The organism is uncultured Pseudomonas sp. (assembly GCF_913777995.1).
In the GTDB taxonomy this organism is placed as follows: Bacteria; Pseudomonadota; Gammaproteobacteria; order Pseudomonadales; family Pseudomonadaceae; genus Aquipseudomonas.
Map to the genome: position 1 here is coordinate 1 of NZ_CAJYVE010000012.1, position 15290 is coordinate 15290.

Below are 15290 nucleotides of genomic sequence, written 5' to 3' on the forward strand. Positions count from 1 at the left end.
CCGGCTTACCCCCTTCCATGACACCTCCACTCGGCCTGCACCGAAGTCGCGTTTTGCGGCGTCTGTGAGGGCGATGCTTGAAAAGCAAAAGCGACGCCAGATCGGATTGCTTTGGTCTAAAAGATCATTATTGGCTTTAGCCGCGAAGGCGCCAGGAAATTCAGTGCATCTGTTATGAACAGGCGGTCGCTTCGCGGCTGAAGCCGCTTACCCTGCCTAACTGACCAGTATTGCGGCTTCAGCCGGTCCTACCGGGGTCACTGCATCTGCTGCGAACACCGGGCCGCCTCGGTTGAACCCCACAGTCTGGGCTGGCGTCAGACCAGCACTTGCACCTCTCCCAGCGCCGCACCCTGCGGCCCGAAACTGCGCTCGATGATCCGCTGGCTGCCGTCCTGGTTGACGATCAGCACGGTGCTGGCGCGGGTGCCGTAGTTCGGGCTGGCGATGAAGATGCTCGACAGCAGGGTTTCGGTCTGCACACCGACCCCGGTGTCGGGCAGCTCGGCGAGCGGTGCCGGCTGGCGGTCTTCCAGCAGCGCCAGCAAGGCTTCGGGCCGTGGGTCGTCCAGGCCGGCGTGCAGGGCTGCACGTGCCTTGCGCAGCTTGGGCCAGGGCGTGTCCAGGCGGGCATTCGACAGCCCATGGACGCCGGCGCCGAGACGCTCGGGCTGTGCGGCGCGGGAATTCAGGTAGTACAGCTCTTCGCGAGTGCCGGCCAGCAGGTTGAAGCCGCTGTAGGCCCCGGCCCGGTCGGCAACTTCGGCCAGGTAGTCGGCGGGCGCCTGGTTGCCGGCCAGAAAACCGGCGACCAGTTCACCCCGCGAACGCAGGCCCTGGGGCTGGCCGGGGTCGCGGATGTTGGTCAGCGCGGCGAAGCGTCCGGCGGCCGAGATGCCCAGCCAGGTGCCGCCGGCCTCCAGGTCGCGGCCGGCATACACGCCCGGCGCATCGGGCCAGGCCGCCAATGGGCTGGCAGGGCGGGCGTAGAATTCGTCCCGGTTGGCCGCCACGATCAGCGGTTGCGGGTGACCGGGGCGCCAGGCGAACACGATCAGGCACATGTACGGCTCCTTGTGAAACATGAACTTTGCTTATCTCCGGTCGGCGGCGTCTAGAGCCACGCGCCGGGCTCCGGTACTATGCCCGCCTGATCCAGTTGCCCCACGGGCATCTCATTGAGGAGTCGCAATGCTGCCTTACCCGCAGATTGACCCGGTAGCGGTTTCGCTTGGCCCGCTGAAAATTCACTGGTACGGCCTGATGTACCTGGTCGGTATCGGCGGTGCCTGGTGGCTGGCCACGCGCAGGATGCAGGGCTTCGACCCGACCTGGACCAAAGAGAAAATCTCCGACCTGGTGTTCTGGCTGGCCATGGGCGTGATCGTCGGCGGGCGGCTCGGCTATGTGCTGTTCTACGACCTGTCGGCCTACATTGCCAACCCGCTGCTGATCTTCGAGGTGTGGAAGGGCGGCATGTCCTTCCACGGAGGTTTCATCGGCGTGATGCTGGCGGCCTGGTGGTTCGGCAAGCGCAACGGCAAGAGCTTCTTCCAGCTGATGGACTTCGTCGCGCCGCTGGTGCCCATCGGCCTGGGCGCCGGGCGCATTGGCAACTTCATCAACGCCGAGCTGTGGGGCAAGCCGACCGACGTGCCGTGGGCCATGGTCTTCCCGCCGTTTAGCGACCCGGCACAGCTGGCACGGCACCCGTCGCAGCTGTACCAGTTCGCCCTGGAAGGCGTCGCGCTGTTCATCATCCTCAACCTGTACATCCGCAAGCCGCGCCCGACCATGGCGGTATCCGGCATGTTCGCCATGTTCTACGGCATTTTCCGCTTCATCGTCGAATTCGTGCGGGTGCCGGATGCACAGCTGGGCTACCTGGCCTGGGGCTGGGTCACCATGGGGCAGATTCTCAGCCTGCCGATGATCTTCGCCGGCGCCTTCATGATCTGGCTGGCCTACAAGCGTGACCCGGCCGCCTCCAGGGCCGCCGTCTAATACTGAAACGCCGGGCTGCAGCCCGGCGTGTTCATTCAAGCAGGTAATTTATGAAGCAATATCTGGAACTCGTCGCCCATGTGATCAAGCACGGGACCTTGCAGGCCAACCGCACCGGCATCAACACCATCAGCTTTCCCGGTGCCATGCTGCGTTTCGACCTGCAGGAGGGCTTCCCGGCCATCACCACCCGGCGCCTGGCCTTCAAGGCCGCCATCGGCGAGATGGTCGGCTTCCTGCGCGGGGTGAACAATGCGGCCGAATTCCGCGCCCTGGGCTGCAAGGTCTGGGACCAGAACGCCAACGAGAACGCCCAGTGGCTGAACAACCCGTTCCGCCAGGGCGAAGACGATCTGGGCGAGATCTACGGCGTGCAGTGGCGCAAATGGCCGGCCTACAAGCGCATTCCGGCCAGCAACACGGCGGCCATCGAGCAGACCCTGGCCCAGGGCTACCGGCAGATCGCCGAGGCCGAGGAAGACGGCCAGGCCTTCGTGGTGCTGTACAAGGCCATCGACCAGATCCGCCAGTGCGTGGACACCATCATCAACGACCCCGGCAGCCGGCGCATTCTGTTCCACGGCTGGAACTGCGCGCAGCTCGATGAAATGGCCCTGCCGCCGTGCCACCTGCTGTACCAGCTGCACCCCAACCCGCAGACCCGGGAAATCTCCCTGACCCTGTACATCCGCTCCAACGACTTGGGGCTGGGCACGCCGTTCAACCTGGCTGAGGGCGCCGCGCTGCTCAGCCTGATCGGCCGCCTGACCGGCTACACGCCGCGCTGGTTCACCTACTTCATCGGCGATGCGCATGTGTACGAGAACCACCTGGACATGCTCAACGAGCAGCTCAGCCGCGAGCCGTTCCCGCTGCCGAAGCTGGTGATCGCCGACCGCGTGCCGGAGTTCGCCAAGACCGGTATCTACCAGCCGCAATGGCTGGAGCAGGTCGAGCCTTCGGACTTCAGCCTGGAAGGCTACCAGCACCACGCTCCGCTGACCGCGCCGATGGCGGTCTGACCAGCGTCAACCGGCCCTGCGCAGCAGCGGGGCCAGGCGCCGAGCCAGGTCGTTGGCCTGCTCGGCACTGGCCACGTTGGTGAAGCCCATCAACAGCCCCTGCCGACGCACCTCGCCCAGATACCACGCCGACAATCCCTGCACGGCCAGGCCCGCCCGCCGAGCCTCGGCAGCCACCGGCCCATCATCCTGATTGCTCAGAAGCGCCAGCAGGTGCATGCCCCCGGCCTGTTCATCGAGCTGCAGATGCGCGCCGCCCTGCGCTTGCAGGGCGTCGAGCAGCCACTGCCGGCGTCGCGCATAGAGCTGGCGCATGCGGTTCAGGTGGCGGGCGAAATGCCCTTCACCCATGAAGGTGGCGACCGTGGCCTGATGCAGCAGCGGGCAATGGTTGTGCAGACGATCGGCCTGGCGGGCGAAGGCATCCACCAGCGGCGCGGGAACCACCAGGTAGGCCAGGCGCAGCCCCGGAAACAGCACCTTGCTGAACGTGCCGGTGTACAGCACGCGCTCCTGCTGGTCGAGGCTCTTCAGGGCCGGAAGCGGCTTGCCGCGGTAGCGGTACTCGCTGTCGTAGTCGTCTTCGATGATCCAGCTGCCCTGGCGCCCGGCCCAGTCCAGCAGGGCCAGGCGCCGCGGCAGGCTCAGCGAGACCCCCAGTGGGCTCTGGTGGGTGGGGGTGACCACCGCGAAGCGCGCCTGCGGCGCCAGGGCTACGCCACGCGCCACGTCCAGGCCCTCGGCGTCGACAGGCACCGGCACCAGTTGCGCACCGGCCTCCAGCAGCACCTGGCGGGCCATGAAGTAGCCGGGGTCTTCGAGCCAACAGGTATCGCCGGGCTGCATCAGGGTGTGGCGGATCAGGTCCAGGCAGGCCCGATAGCCGGCGCAGACGAACACTTGGTCAGGCTGGCAATGAATACCCCTGGAAATGCCCAGGTAGGTCGCAATGGCGGTGCGCAGAGGCGCATGACCCTGCGGTGACGGGTAGACCAGCCCCTCCAGGCCACTGTGCCGTAGCTGGCGCGCGGCCAGGCGGTTCCACAGTTTGCGCGGGAAGGCATCCAGTGCCGGCAGGCCCATCTGCAAGGGCATGGGCAGCGTGCCGCTGTGCGCCGGCTGGTAGCTCGGGGCAGCATCCGGCACCGGCTGTGCCTGGCGCGCCTGAGCCGTGAGCTGCGGGCTGACCACCGTACCGGCTGCGCCCCGAGGGCTCAGGTAACCCTCGCCGATCAGCAACTGGTAGGCCGCCTCGACGGTGCCGCGTGCCAGGTTCAGTTCGGCCGCCAGGGCGCGCACCGCCGGTACCCGCTCGCCCGGTTGCAGGCGGCCATTGGCAATGGCTTCGCGAAAGCGTTGGTAGAGCTGCCGGTAGATCGGCAGCGCCTGGCTGCGGTCCGGGTCGAAGGATAACGACATGGCCTACTCGTTTGTGCATTTTTTGGCCCTGTAGCTTAAGCCATTGGCGGCCTAGAGTGGCTCATCCTTTTCTGGAGCCCCCACGCCATGTCTTGCACCTTCGAACACCTTGAAACGCCCCAGGCCCTGGCCGACAGCCTGGCGCTGATGCGCGTGCTGCGCCCGCACCTGGGCGATCCACAGCGCTATGTGACCCAGCTGCAACGCCAGATGCGCCAGGGCTACCGCCTGCTGGGCGCGTTCGAGCAAGGCCAGCTGGTCGGCCTGGCCGGCTACCGCGAGACAGAGAATCTGTTGTACGGGCGCTTCGTTTATGTCGACGACCTGGTGATCGAACCCAGCCTGCAACGCGGCGGCCTGGGCGGGCGGCTGCTCGATGCGGTGCGCGAACGGGCCAGGCAGGGCGGGTGTGCCCACTTCGTGCTGGACACCGGCCTGCACATGCCCTTGGCCCAGCGTTTCTACTTCCGCCAGGGCCTGCTGGCGCGGGGCATGCATTTCAGCCAGCGCCTGCAAGAAGAGGGCGCGGCATGAACCGGATTCTGCTACTCAACGCCAGCCCCCTGGGCGAAGCCGCGCAGGGCCAGCGCCTGGCTCGTGAACTGTTGGCGGCCCTGGGTCGCCAGCATCCGCAGCTCACCCTGGTGGAGCGCGACCTCGGGCTGCAACACCTGCCGCCGCTGCCGGCCAACTACGCGTACGCCGTCAGCAGCGCCGCGCCGCTCCACGACCCGGCCTTCGAGGTGTCCGAGGCGCTGATCGGTGAACTGGAGCAGTGCGACGCGCTGTTCATCACCACGCCCATGCACAACTTCGCCGTGCCGGCAGCGCTCAAGCTATGGATCGACTACGTGCTGCGCATCCACCGCACGTTCGCCCCGGCGCCCGATGGCAGCAAGCACGGCCTGTTGGGCGACCGGCCGGTCTATGTGCTGGTCAGCTCCGGCGGCTTTCACCAGGGCGAGCGCGCCCGGCAGCCGGACTTCCTGACCTCGTACCTGCGCCATGTGCTCAACACCCTGGGCCTGTTCGACCTGCATTTCACCTACCTGCAAGGCCTGGCGCACGGCGAGGCGGCCATGGACAACGCGTTGTCCGCCGCCCGTGCGCGCCTGGCGCTCGAACCACTGTTCCGTTCCCTCTGACCTACCGGAGATTCATCATGAGCCAACTCAGACTGCCGTTTTCTACCCTGTCCCCGGCCGCCTACCAGGGCCTGCTGGCCACCAACAAGGCACTGCTCGAAGGCCCGCTGGGTGGCGTGCTGGTGGAGCTGGTGTTTCTGCGCGTGTCGCAGATCAATGGCTGTGCCTTCTGCCTGGGCAAGCACGCCAAGGCCCTGCGCGAAAGCGGGGTCGCGCAGGAAAAGCTCGACTGCCTGGCCGGCTGGCGCCTCAGCGAGCGCTTCGATGAGCGCGAACGCGCGGCCCTGGCCTGGGCGGAGTGCCTGACGTACGTGGCCGACAAGGGCGCGCCCGACGAATGCTACGAGCCGTTGAAGGCGCACTTCTCGGACGCGCAGATCAGCGACCTGACCATGGCGGTGTCGCTGATGAACGCCTTCAACCGCCTGGCAGTGGGCATGAAGCTGTAAGCGCCGGTCGGACCGCGCGCCCCTGCAGCCGGCCCGGGCCGTTCAGGGGCGCTGGCCGATTTCCACGCTCTGTGCCGTCCAGCCGGCCACCCGCTCGCTCAGCGACAGGCCCAGGCCGGGGCGGGTAGGCACCAGCATGCGCCCATCACGGGTTTCCAGGCGTTCGTTGAACAGCGGTTCCAGCCATTCGAAGTGTTCCACCCACGGCTCGGTGGGGTAGGTGGCGGCCAGGTGCACGTGCAGCTCCATGGCGAAATGCGGCGCCATCATCAGCCCGGCCTGCTCGGCCATGCCGGCAACCTTGAGGAACGGCGTGATACCGCCGACCCGTGGCGCATCGGGCATCAGGTAGTCGGCGCCGCGCAGCTTGATGAACTCGGCGTGCTCGGCGACGCTGGTGAGCATCTCGCCGGTGGCGATCGGCGTGTCGAACTGGCGGGCCAGTTCGGCATGGCCCTCGGCGTCATAGCAGTCCAGTGGTTCTTCGATCCACACCAGGTTATGCGCTTCGAACTGCCGACACATGCGCTGCGCGGTGGGGCGGTCCCACTGCTGGTTGGCGTCGACCATCAACGGAAAGTTATCCCCAAGGTGCTGGCGCACCGTGCTGACCCGATGGATATCCACAGCGCAGTCCGGCTGGCCGACCTTGAGCTTGATGCCGCCGATGCCCTTTTCCCGCGACAGATCGGTGTTCTTCAGCAGTTGCTCCAGCGGCGTGTGCAGGAAGCCTCCGGAGGTGTTGTAGCAGCGTACCGAATCGCGCTGCGCGCCGAGCAGCCGCGCCAGTGACAGGTTGGCGCGCTTGGCCTTGAGGTCCCACAGGGCAACGTCGAAGGCGCCGATGGCCTGGGTCGACAGGCCGCTGCGGCCCACCGAGGCGCCGGCCCAGCAGAGTTTTGTCCACAGCCTGGCGATGTCGCTGGGGTTCTCGCCGATCAGCGCCGGGGCGATTTCCTGGGCGTGGGCGAACTGGCCGGGGCCGCCGGCACGCTTGGAATAGCTGAAGCCCAGGCCGCCGTGGCCGTCGCGGGTCTGCACCTCGACGAACAGCATGGCGATTTCGGTCATGGGTTTCTGCCGCCCGGTGAGCACCTTGGCGTCACTGATCGGGTTGGCCAGCGGCAGGAACACCGAGGACACCTTGATCCAGGCGATCTGGTCGTGGTCGGCGGACGGGCGGTCTTGTGCTTGTGTGCTCATGTCACTCTCCTAGAGGGTGTGGATAACTTTTCAGGATTTGGCGGGGGCCGGTTCGGCGGCCGGGGCGTCATGCAGGGCTTCATCAAGCTCCATGCGCTTGAGCGGGCCGACGATGAACAGGTAGGCGAAGGCACCCAGCAGGCCCATGGCGGCGACATACACCAGCGCCATGTCGAACGAGCCCTTGCCGACCAGCAGGCCGATGGCGATGGGGGTGACGATGCTGGCGATGTTGCCGCAGAAGTTGAACATCGCGCCGCTGATGCCCATGGCCTGCTTGGGCGAGACGTCGCCGACGATGCACCACCCCAGGTTGCCGACGCCTTTGGCGAAGAAGGCGATGGACATCACCAGAATCACCAGGGGCACTGACTGGGTGTAGTTGGCGACCACGATGCTGCTCGATAGCAGCAGGCCGCAGATGATCGGGGTCTTGCGTGCCGCCGTGAGGCTGAAGCCCTTCTTGAGCATCCAGTCCGACCACAGGCCGCCGACCATGCCGCCGACGAAACCGGCCAGCGGCGGGATGGCGGCCACCAGGCCGACCTTGAGCATGGTCATGCCCTTGGCTTCGACCAGGTAAGTGGGGAACCAGGTGAGGAAGAACCAGGTGATCGAGGTCAGGCAGAACTGCCCCAGGTACACGCCGAGCATCATGCGGTTGGCGCCGATGGCCCGGGCGCGCTGCCAGCTGAACGGGGTCTTGGTATCGCCGATGTTCGGCATGCCGCCACCGCTTTCGATGTATTCGATTTCCGCCGGGTTGACCCGCTTGTCCTTGCGCGGCTCGTGGACCATGCGAAACCACAGCAGGCCGACCAGGATGCCGGCCGCACCGGTCCAGAAGAACACGTGCTGCCAGCCGAAGGCATTGAGCAGCAGCACCATCAACGGCGTGAAGGCGGCCAGGGCGAAATACTGCGCCGACTGGAAGATCGCCGTGGCCAGGCCGCGTTCGTGGCGCGGGAACCACATCACCGTCAGCCGGTTGTTGGCCGGGAAGGCCGGCGACTCGGCCACGCCCATCAGAAAGCGCAGCACGAACAGCGCCAGGAACGCCGAGCTGAACAGGTCGACGTAGCCCTGCAGGAAGGTCAGGGTCGACCACAGGATCAGGCTGACGCCCAGCACCAGGCGCGAGCCGTAGCGGTCGAGCACGATGCCGCCGGGAATCTGCATGCTGGTGTAGGCCCAGCCGAACGCGGAAAAGGCGATGCCCATGGTCACCGCATCGAAGCCCAGGTCGCTGCGCATCGCCGGGGCGGCGATGGACAGGGTGGCGCGGTCGACGTAGTTGAACACGGTGACGATGAAGATCATCGCCAGGATGAGGTAGCGGACGTTGGTCCTGGCTACCGAGGGGTTGGTCTGGCTCACTGTTGTTGTCTTCCTTATGAGTGATCGGTGTCGGGCAACGTGAGCGAAGTGCCCGGCAGCCCGTCCGGGTGAGAAATGATTGCGCAATCATTTTTCGCCCAAAAAAATCAGGCTGGCGGATTACGGCCAAGGCCTGATGAGCTGGATCATACAATGATTGCGCAATCATTCAAGCGCTGAGCTACGTACGGCAGGGGGCGGGGTCAGGTGGTCTGACGGTCGATCAGGGTAAATCCGCTGTCGATGCGCAGCGGTTCGACGCTGTTGTCGGCATGATCGAAGCGCTCCAGTAGCGCTTCGGCGACTTGCAGGCCAATCGCCTGGCCGTTGACGCTGACCGTGGACAGCGCCGGGTAGACCTGGGCGGCGCTGCTCAAGTCGCCAAACCCCATCACCGCCAGGTCCTCGGGCACCCGCAGGCCACGGCTGGCGGCTTCGGCCAGCACGCCTTGGGCGATGGTGTCGGAGCTGCACACCACCACCTCGGGTCTGTCGTGCTGCTCCAGCAGTGCCTGCAAGCCGTCTCGCCCGGTCTTGAGAGTGGCCGGTGGGGTCATCACCTGCAGCGGCACCTGGTCGATGCCATGGCGACCCAGCTCGGCGATCAGGCTGTTGCAGCGTCGCAAGCCGCGAGGGTCGCCCAGGCTGACGATGGAGAAGCGCCGATAGCCCTTGCCCAGCAGGTGCCGGGCAATGGCTTCGCCGACTTTCTCGTGGGAGAACCCCACCAGCATGTCCAGCGGGTCGTCGGAAAGGTCCCAGGCCTCGACCACCGGAATGCCGGACTGGGCCAGGCGCAGTCGGCTGGACTCGGTGTGCAGCGTGCCGGTCAGCACGATACCGTCGGGGCGGCGGCCGAGGATGGCCTCCAGCAGCTTTTCTTCCTGTTCGGCGGAATAGCCCGTCAACCCCAGCAGGGTCTGGTAACCGGCCTGGGTCAGGCGGTCCATCAGCGCCTGCACGGTGTCGGCGAAGATCGAGTTGGCGATGGTGGGCAGGAAGATCGCCACCAGTCGGCTGCGATTGCTGGCCAGGCTGCCGGCCAGCATGTTGGACACGTAGCCGGTCTGGCGTACGGCTTCGATGACTTTCTGCCGGGTCTTCTCGCTGACCACTTCTGGTCGACTCAAGGCCCGCGACACGGTGATCGGCGACACCCCCGCCACCTTGGCGACATCGATCAGGGTCGGCTGGGTCGGCTTGTGGCCCGGCTGCGACAGGGCGGCCTTGGCAGGTTTCTTCGGCATGGGAGTTCCGGGTTACGCGGCGGGCCGCCAATGTATCAATGCCCGTGGCTTCTGCCTACATGGGAGGGTTCGCCTTCCGGGGTCGCCACTGCGCCGGTCACTTCCAGGCGCTCAAGGATCGCGCAGTGGCTCGGGTCGGCGTCGTTGCAACGCTGGCGCAGCTCACGCAATTGCTGTTGCAGGGCCTGCAGGCTGGCGACTCGCGCATCGACATGGGCGATGTGTTCTTCAATCAGCGCGTTGACGCTTTCGCACTGGTCCTGGGGGCTGTCACGCAGGCTGAGCAGGCGACGGATTTCGTCCAGGGTCATGTCCAGGCTGCGGCAGTTGCGGATGAAGGTCAGGCGTTCGACATGCGTCTGGGTATAGAAGCGATAGTTGCCTTCGGTGCGCGACGGCGCAGGCAGCAGACCTTCACGTTCGTAGTAGCGCACGGTTTCGACCTGGGTATCGGTCAGTCTGGCCAGTTCACCAATCTTCATGGCAGTGATTTCCGAGAGGGTGCTTGACCCTATAGTGGCTACAGGGTGTTCACTTGGCAACATCACGACTTGGAGGCTCGACAGATGGGGCAGATCACCCGGCTCACGCCCGTGCAGGACGCACATTCACACGCTCACCCGGCCGCTTCAGGCCACGCGCACGGCCATGGTGGCTGCTGCTCGGCAGGTGCTGCGCCATCGGAGGTGGTTTTTGACCAGGCTGCTTCTGCCGAGGCACGCCTGAGCCAGTTCCGCATCGAAGCCATGGACTGTCCCACCGAGCAAACCCTGATCCAGGACAAGCTCGGCAAGTTGGCCGGTGTGCACAAGCTGGAGTTCAACCTGATCCAGCGCCGCCTCGGGGTCTGGCACGTGCTGCCCGACACCGCTGCGATTCGTGACGCCATCGGCGCGTTGGGCATGGACGCTCAACCTCTGGACGCCGGTGCCACGCCTGAACCGGCAGCGGCGCCGAAGAAGAGTGGCTGGAAGCTGCTGACCCTCTCTGGCCTGACCGCCCTGGGGGCCGAGCTGGTGCATTTCAGCGCCGGCCCCGAGTGGCTGGTGGCGGCGTTGGCGCTGCTGTCGATCCTCAGTTGTGGCCTGGGCACCTACAAGAAGGGCTGGATCGCCCTGCGCAACCGCAACCTGAACATCAACGCGCTGATGAGCATCGCCGTGACCGGCGCGTTGCTGATCGGCCAGTGGCCGGAAGCGGCGATGGTGATGTTCCTGTTCACCGTCGCGGAATTGATCGAAGCCCGTTCCCTGGACCGCGCGCGCAGCGCCATCGGTGGGCTGATGCAACTCACCCCTGACCGCGCCACCGTACGCCAGGCTGACGGCAGCTGGCTGGAGGTCGAGGCCAAGGCCGTCGAGCCCGGTGCAGTCGTTCGGGTCAGGCCCGGCGAGCGTATTGCCCTGGATGGCGACGTGCTGAGCGGGCAGTCAACGGTCGACCAGGCGCCGATCACCGGCGAGAGCCTGCCGGTGGAGAAGGGCGTGGGCGACAGGCTGTTCGCTGGCACCATCAACCAGGCCGGTGCCCTGGAGTTCCGCGTCACCGCCGCGGCCAACCAGTCGACCCTGGCGCGCATCATCCATGCCGTCGAAGAGGCCCAGGGCGCTCGCGCACCGACCCAGCGCTTCGTCGACCGCTTCTCGCGCATCTACACCCCGGCGGTGTTCGCCATTGCCCTGGCCGTGGCCGTGGTGGCGCCGCTGTTCTTCGACGGGGCCTGGTTCGACTGGATCTACCGTGCCCTGGTGCTGCTGGTCGTGGCCTGCCCTTGCGCACTGGTGATTTCCACCCCGGTGACCATCGTCAGTGGCCTGGCGGCGGCAGCGCGCAAGGGCATCTTGGTCAAAGGCGGTGTGTACCTGGAAATGGGCCGCCAGCTCGACTACCTGGCCTTGGACAAGACCGGCACCCTGACCTACGGCAAGCCGGTGCAGACCGACTGCGTGGTGCTGCAGGAGCGCCCTGAAGGCGTCGCGGCCCTGGCTGCCAGCCTGGCGGCACGTTCCGACCACCCGGTGTCACTGGCCATCGCCCAGGCCGCCGAGCCCGGCCTGGCCCGGCATGAGGTCGAGGACTTCGAGGCCCTGGGCGGGCGGGGTGTGGCTGGCCGCATCGATGGCCGCCGCTATCATCTGGGTAACCACCGCCTGGTCGAGGAACTGGGACTGTGCTCGCTAGCGCTGGAGGCCCGGCTCGACGCGCTGGAATCGCAGGGCAAGACCGTGGTCCTGCTGCTCGATGAAAGCGGCCCGCTGGTACTGTTCGCGGTGGCCGATACGGTGAAGGACAGCAGCCGCGAAGCGGTCGCCCAGTTGCATGAGCTGGGCATCAAGACCCTGATGCTGACCGGTGACAACCCGCACACCGCCAGGGCGATTGCCGATCAGGTGGGCATCGATGAAGCGCAGGGCAACCTGCTGCCAGCCGACAAGCTGCAGGCCATCGAAGCGCTGTACGGACGCCAGCATCGCGTCGGTATGGTCGGTGACGGCATCAACGACGCCCCGGCGCTGGCCCGAGCGGAGATCGGGTTCGCCATGGCGGCGGCGGGCACCGACACGGCCATCGAGACCGCCGACGTGGCGCTGATGGACGACGACCTGCGCAAGATTCCAGCGTTCATCCGCCTGTCTCGGCAGACCGCTGCGGTTTTGCGGCAGAACATCGCCCTGGCGCTGCTCACCAAGCTGCTGTTCCTCGGCATTACCTTCGCCGGCATGGCGACCATGTGGATGGCGGTGTTCGCCGACATGGGGGTCAGCCTGCTGGTGGTGTTCAACGGCCTGCGCCTGCTGCGGGCCTGAGGGGACAACCGGGTAGGACCGGCCGGTCCTTCAGCCCTGCTGCTTGCCCAACCGCGGCTTGACGCCAATCTGGTAGGCCACCACCAGCAGCGCCACCCACACCGCGCCGACGATCAAGGCTGCGCGGCTGTCCGGGAACCAGCCCAGCACCGCGAAGATGAACAGCATGAAGACGATCGCCGCCGCCGGCGCCCACGGCCAGAACGGTACCGGGAACTGCAGCTGACGCGCCTGCTCGGCGCTCATCTGCCGGCGCATCGCCACTTGGGTGAGCAGAATCATCAGCCAGACCCAGACCGTGGCGAAGGTTGCCAGCGAAGCGATGAGCAGGAATACGTTCTGCGGAATCAGGTAGTTGAGCAGCACGCCCAGCAGCAGGGTCACGCCCATCACCACCACGGTCATCCACGGCACCCCATGGCGGGACAGGCGGGCGAAGGCTTTTGGCGCCTGACCGTCCTGGGCCATGCCATACATCATTCGCCCGGCGCCGAAGATATCGCTGTTGATCGCCGATACCGCTGCCGAGATCACTACGATATTGAGCACCGTGGCGGCCGCCGGCATGCCCAGGTTGCTGAAGATCTGCACGAAGGGGCTGCCCTGGCTGCCAATCTGCGGCCAGGGGTACAGACACATCAGCACGAACAGGGTGAGTACATAGAACAGCAGGATGCGCAGGGGCACGGCGTTGATCGCCTTGGGAATCACCCGTTGCGGATCCTTGGCCTCGCCTGCGGTCACCCCGATGATCTCTATGCCGCCGAAGGCGAACATCACCACTGCGAACGAGGCGATCAGCCCGGCGACACCGTTAGGCATGAAACCACCATGGTCGAACAGGTTGCCCAGGCCCACGGCCTGCCCGCTGCCCACCTGGCTGAAGCCGAACGCCATGATGCCCAGGCCCGCCAGGATCATGGCCACGATCGCCCCCACCTTGAGCAAGGACAGCCAGAATTCCAGCTCGCCGAACACCTTGACGTTGCACAGGTTGAGCGCGCCGATGAACAAGACGATGCCCAGCACCCATGTCCAGCGGGCGACCTCCGGGAACCAGAAGCCCATGTAGATACCGAACGCCGTCACGTCGGCAATGGCGACGATGACCATCTCGAACGCGTAGGTCCAGCCGAGGATGAAGCCGGCCATGGGGCCCAGGTAGGTGCTGGCATAGTGACCGAACGACCCGGCTACGGGGTTGTGTACGGCCATCTCGCCCAATGCCCGCATGACCATGAATACCGCTGCGCCGCCAATCAGGTAAGCCAGCAATACCGCCGGGCCGGCCATCTGGATGGCCGAGGCCGAGCCATAGAACAGGCCGGTACCGATAGCCGAGCCGAGGGCCATGAAACGAATGTGGCGGGCAGTCAGCCCGCGCTTTAGACCTTGTGCAGGTTGCATGTCACGTCCTTGAATTGTTTTTGTGGTCGTGAGATCCGGGGGCCGCCACCAAAGGCCCCCAAGGGCATTACAGACTAGGGAGCACGCCCGCTGGCAACAGCGCGGTCAGGCTGCCTTCGGCCAGCAGGTGCACGGCCTTTTCGATGTCCGGTGCAAAGAACCGGTCGCGGTCGTAGTGCGGCACTTCACAGCGCAACGCCTGGCGTGCTTGCTCAAGCTTGGCGGAGGTCTTGAGCCCTTTGCGCAGATCCAGGCCCTGGCAGGCGCCCAACCATTCGATCGCCAGCACGCCCCGGGTATTTTCGGCCATTTCCCATAGACGTTTGCCGGCAGCCGGAGCCATTGACACATGGTCCTCCTGGTTGGCGGAGGTCGGCAGGCTGTCGACGCTGTGGGGATGCGACAGGGCCTTGTTCTCGCTTGCCAGGGCAGCGGCGGTGACCTGGGCAATCATGAAGCCGGAGTTGACCCCACCGTTTTCTACCAGGAAAGGCGGCAGTTGGGACATGTGCTTGTCCATCATCAGCGAGATGCGGCGCTCGCTCAACGAGCCCATTTCGGCGATGGCCAAGGCGATGTTGTCGGCGGCCATCGCCACCGGCTCGGCATGGAAATTACCCCCTGAAACCACGTCGCCTTCGGCGGCGAACACCAAAGGGTTGTCCGACACAGCATTGGCCTCGACGCCGAGCACCTCGGCAGCCTGGCGCAGTTGGGTGAGGCAGGCGCCCATCACTTGTGGTTGGCAGCGCAGCGAGTAAGGATCCTGGACCTTGTCGCAGTTCTGGTGCGAGAGCGATACCTCGCTGGTGTCCCCCAGCAGGTCCCGGAAGCAGGCAGCGGTGTCGATCTGCCCGCGCTGGCCGCGCACTTCATGGATACGGGCATCGAAGGGCGAGCGCGAACCAAGGGCGGCTTCCACGCTGAGCGCGCCGCAGGTGACCGCGGCGGCGAACAGGTCCTCGCCATGGAATAGCCCGCGCAGGGCATAGGCCGTGGAGGCCTGGGTGCCATTGAGCAGGGCGAGCCCCTCTTTGGCGGCCAGGGTCAACGGCTCAAGGCCAGCGATGGCCAGGGCCTCGGTAGCCGCAAGCCACTGGCCCTTATAGCGCGCCTTGCCCTCCCCCAGCAGTACCAGGGACATGTGGGCCAGCGGCGCGAGGTCACCGGAGGCGCCGACCGAGCCTTTGAGGGGGATGTGGGGATAGAC

Annotated in this window: 14 protein-coding genes; 6 read left to right on the top strand and 8 right to left on the bottom strand. The window is 66.0% G+C overall.

Annotated elements, in window-relative coordinates; all coding sequences use genetic code 11:
• Positions 1 to 317: 317 nt before the first annotated feature.
• The gene (locus QZ497_RS05135) at positions 318 to 1064 is read right to left on the bottom strand and encodes an NRDE family protein (protein WP_295471738.1); all 747 of its coding nucleotides are present in this window, start codon (positions 1062 to 1064) and stop codon (positions 318 to 320) included.
• A 127-nt stretch (positions 1065 to 1191) separates the two neighbouring features.
• On the opposite strand from QZ497_RS05135, the gene lgt reads away from it, so the two are divergent.
• On the top strand, positions 1192 to 2004 hold the full coding sequence (gene lgt / locus QZ497_RS05140) for a prolipoprotein diacylglyceryl transferase (protein ID WP_295471741.1): 813 nt from the start codon (positions 1192 to 1194) through the stop codon (positions 2002 to 2004).
• A gap of 50 nt (positions 2005 to 2054) precedes the next feature.
• Positions 2055 to 3026, top strand: coding sequence for a thymidylate synthase (locus QZ497_RS05145; protein ID WP_295471743.1), 972 nt, complete (start codon positions 2055 to 2057; stop codon positions 3024 to 3026).
• A gap of 6 nt (positions 3027 to 3032) precedes the next feature.
• Here QZ497_RS05145 and QZ497_RS05150 read toward each other — a convergent pair whose 3' ends face one another.
• On the bottom strand, positions 3033 to 4445 hold the full coding sequence (locus tag QZ497_RS05150) for a PLP-dependent aminotransferase family protein (RefSeq protein WP_295471745.1): 1413 nt from the start codon (positions 4443 to 4445) through the stop codon (positions 3033 to 3035).
• Between the two features lie 87 nt (positions 4446 to 4532).
• Here QZ497_RS05150 and QZ497_RS05155 point away from each other — a divergent pair, with 87 nt between their 5' ends.
• The 3 genes from QZ497_RS05155 to QZ497_RS05165 are packed head-to-tail and all read left to right on the top strand — an operon-like array spanning position 4533 to position 6039.
• Positions 4533 to 4979 carry a GNAT family N-acetyltransferase gene (locus QZ497_RS05155; RefSeq protein WP_295471747.1) on the top strand — a complete coding sequence of 149 codons (447 nt, stop codon included), beginning with the start codon at positions 4533 to 4535 and terminating at the stop codon, positions 4977 to 4979.
• Complete coding sequence (locus QZ497_RS05160) at positions 4976 to 5590, top strand: NAD(P)H-dependent oxidoreductase (protein WP_295471750.1); 615 nt, start codon at positions 4976 to 4978, stop codon at positions 5588 to 5590. Before QZ497_RS05155 ends, QZ497_RS05160 begins: the two co-directional genes overlap by 4 nt.
• Before the next feature lie 17 nt (positions 5591 to 5607).
• On the top strand, positions 5608 to 6039 hold the full coding sequence (locus QZ497_RS05165; RefSeq protein ID WP_295471752.1) for a carboxymuconolactone decarboxylase family protein: 432 nt from the start codon (positions 5608 to 5610) through the stop codon (positions 6037 to 6039).
• 42 nt (positions 6040 to 6081) lie between these two features.
• Here QZ497_RS05165 and QZ497_RS05170 read toward each other — a convergent pair whose 3' ends face one another.
• From QZ497_RS05170 to cadR, 4 genes are all read right to left on the bottom strand, one after another.
• Complete coding sequence (locus QZ497_RS05170) at positions 6082 to 7242, bottom strand: mandelate racemase/muconate lactonizing enzyme family protein (protein WP_295471755.1); 1161 nt, start codon at positions 7240 to 7242, stop codon at positions 6082 to 6084.
• A 30-nt stretch (positions 7243 to 7272) separates the two neighbouring features.
• Positions 7273 to 8562: an MFS transporter gene (locus tag QZ497_RS05175; protein WP_295471770.1), complete on the bottom strand. Its 1290-nt coding sequence runs from the start codon at positions 8560 to 8562 to the stop codon at positions 7273 to 7275.
• A gap of 260 nt (positions 8563 to 8822) precedes the next feature.
• Positions 8823 to 9866, bottom strand: a complete 1044-nt coding sequence (locus QZ497_RS05180) for a LacI family DNA-binding transcriptional regulator (protein ID WP_295471757.1) — start codon at positions 9864 to 9866, stop codon at positions 8823 to 8825.
• Positions 9867 to 9901: 35 nt separating this feature from the next.
• Positions 9902 to 10348, bottom strand: a complete 447-nt coding sequence (cadR, locus tag QZ497_RS05185; protein ID WP_295471760.1) for a Cd(II)/Pb(II)-responsive transcriptional regulator — start codon at positions 10346 to 10348, stop codon at positions 9902 to 9904.
• Between the two features lie 84 nt (positions 10349 to 10432).
• Here cadR and QZ497_RS05190 point away from each other — a divergent pair, with 84 nt between their 5' ends.
• Positions 10433 to 12673, top strand: coding sequence for a heavy metal translocating P-type ATPase (locus tag QZ497_RS05190; protein WP_295471762.1), 2241 nt, complete (start codon positions 10433 to 10435; stop codon positions 12671 to 12673).
• Positions 12674 to 12703: 30 nt separating this feature from the next.
• On the opposite strand, the gene QZ497_RS05195 is transcribed toward QZ497_RS05190, so the two are convergent.
• On the bottom strand, positions 12704 to 14080 hold the full coding sequence (locus QZ497_RS05195) for an amino acid permease (RefSeq protein WP_295471765.1): 1377 nt from the start codon (positions 14078 to 14080) through the stop codon (positions 12704 to 12706).
• Positions 14081 to 14147: 67 nt separating this feature from the next.
• A partial coding sequence (gene hutH, locus QZ497_RS05200) for a histidine ammonia-lyase (RefSeq protein WP_295471767.1) occupies positions 14148 to 15290 on the bottom strand: 1143 nt, incomplete at its 5' end.

Excerpts from the sequence above, each read along its gene's own strand:
- QZ497_RS05135 (WP_295471738.1), bottom strand. The coding sequence starts at position 1,064 with ATGTGCCTGATCGTGTTCGCCTGGCGCCCCGGTCACCCGCAACCGCTG.
- lgt (WP_295471741.1), top strand. The coding sequence starts at position 1,192 with ATGCTGCCTTACCCGCAGATTGACCCGGTAGCGGTTTCGCTTGGCCCG.
- QZ497_RS05145 (WP_295471743.1), top strand. The coding sequence starts at position 2,055 with ATGAAGCAATATCTGGAACTCGTCGCCCATGTGATCAAGCACGGGACC.
- QZ497_RS05150 (WP_295471745.1), bottom strand. The coding sequence starts at position 4,445 with ATGTCGTTATCCTTCGACCCGGACCGCAGCCAGGCGCTGCCGATCTAC.
- QZ497_RS05155 (WP_295471747.1), top strand. The coding sequence starts at position 4,533 with ATGTCTTGCACCTTCGAACACCTTGAAACGCCCCAGGCCCTGGCCGAC.
- QZ497_RS05160 (WP_295471750.1), top strand. The coding sequence starts at position 4,976 with ATGAACCGGATTCTGCTACTCAACGCCAGCCCCCTGGGCGAAGCCGCG.
- QZ497_RS05165 (WP_295471752.1), top strand. The coding sequence starts at position 5,608 with ATGAGCCAACTCAGACTGCCGTTTTCTACCCTGTCCCCGGCCGCCTAC.
- QZ497_RS05170 (WP_295471755.1), bottom strand. The coding sequence starts at position 7,242 with ATGAGCACACAAGCACAAGACCGCCCGTCCGCCGACCACGACCAGATC.
- QZ497_RS05175 (WP_295471770.1), bottom strand. The coding sequence starts at position 8,562 with ATGATCTTCATCGTCACCGTGTTCAACTACGTCGACCGCGCCACCCTG.
- QZ497_RS05180 (WP_295471757.1), bottom strand. The coding sequence starts at position 9,866 with ATGCCGAAGAAACCTGCCAAGGCCGCCCTGTCGCAGCCGGGCCACAAG.
- cadR (WP_295471760.1), bottom strand. The coding sequence starts at position 10,348 with ATGAAGATTGGTGAACTGGCCAGACTGACCGATACCCAGGTCGAAACC.
- QZ497_RS05190 (WP_295471762.1), top strand. The coding sequence starts at position 10,433 with ATGGGGCAGATCACCCGGCTCACGCCCGTGCAGGACGCACATTCACAC.
- QZ497_RS05195 (WP_295471765.1), bottom strand. The coding sequence starts at position 14,080 with ATGCAACCTGCACAAGGTCTAAAGCGCGGGCTGACTGCCCGCCACATT.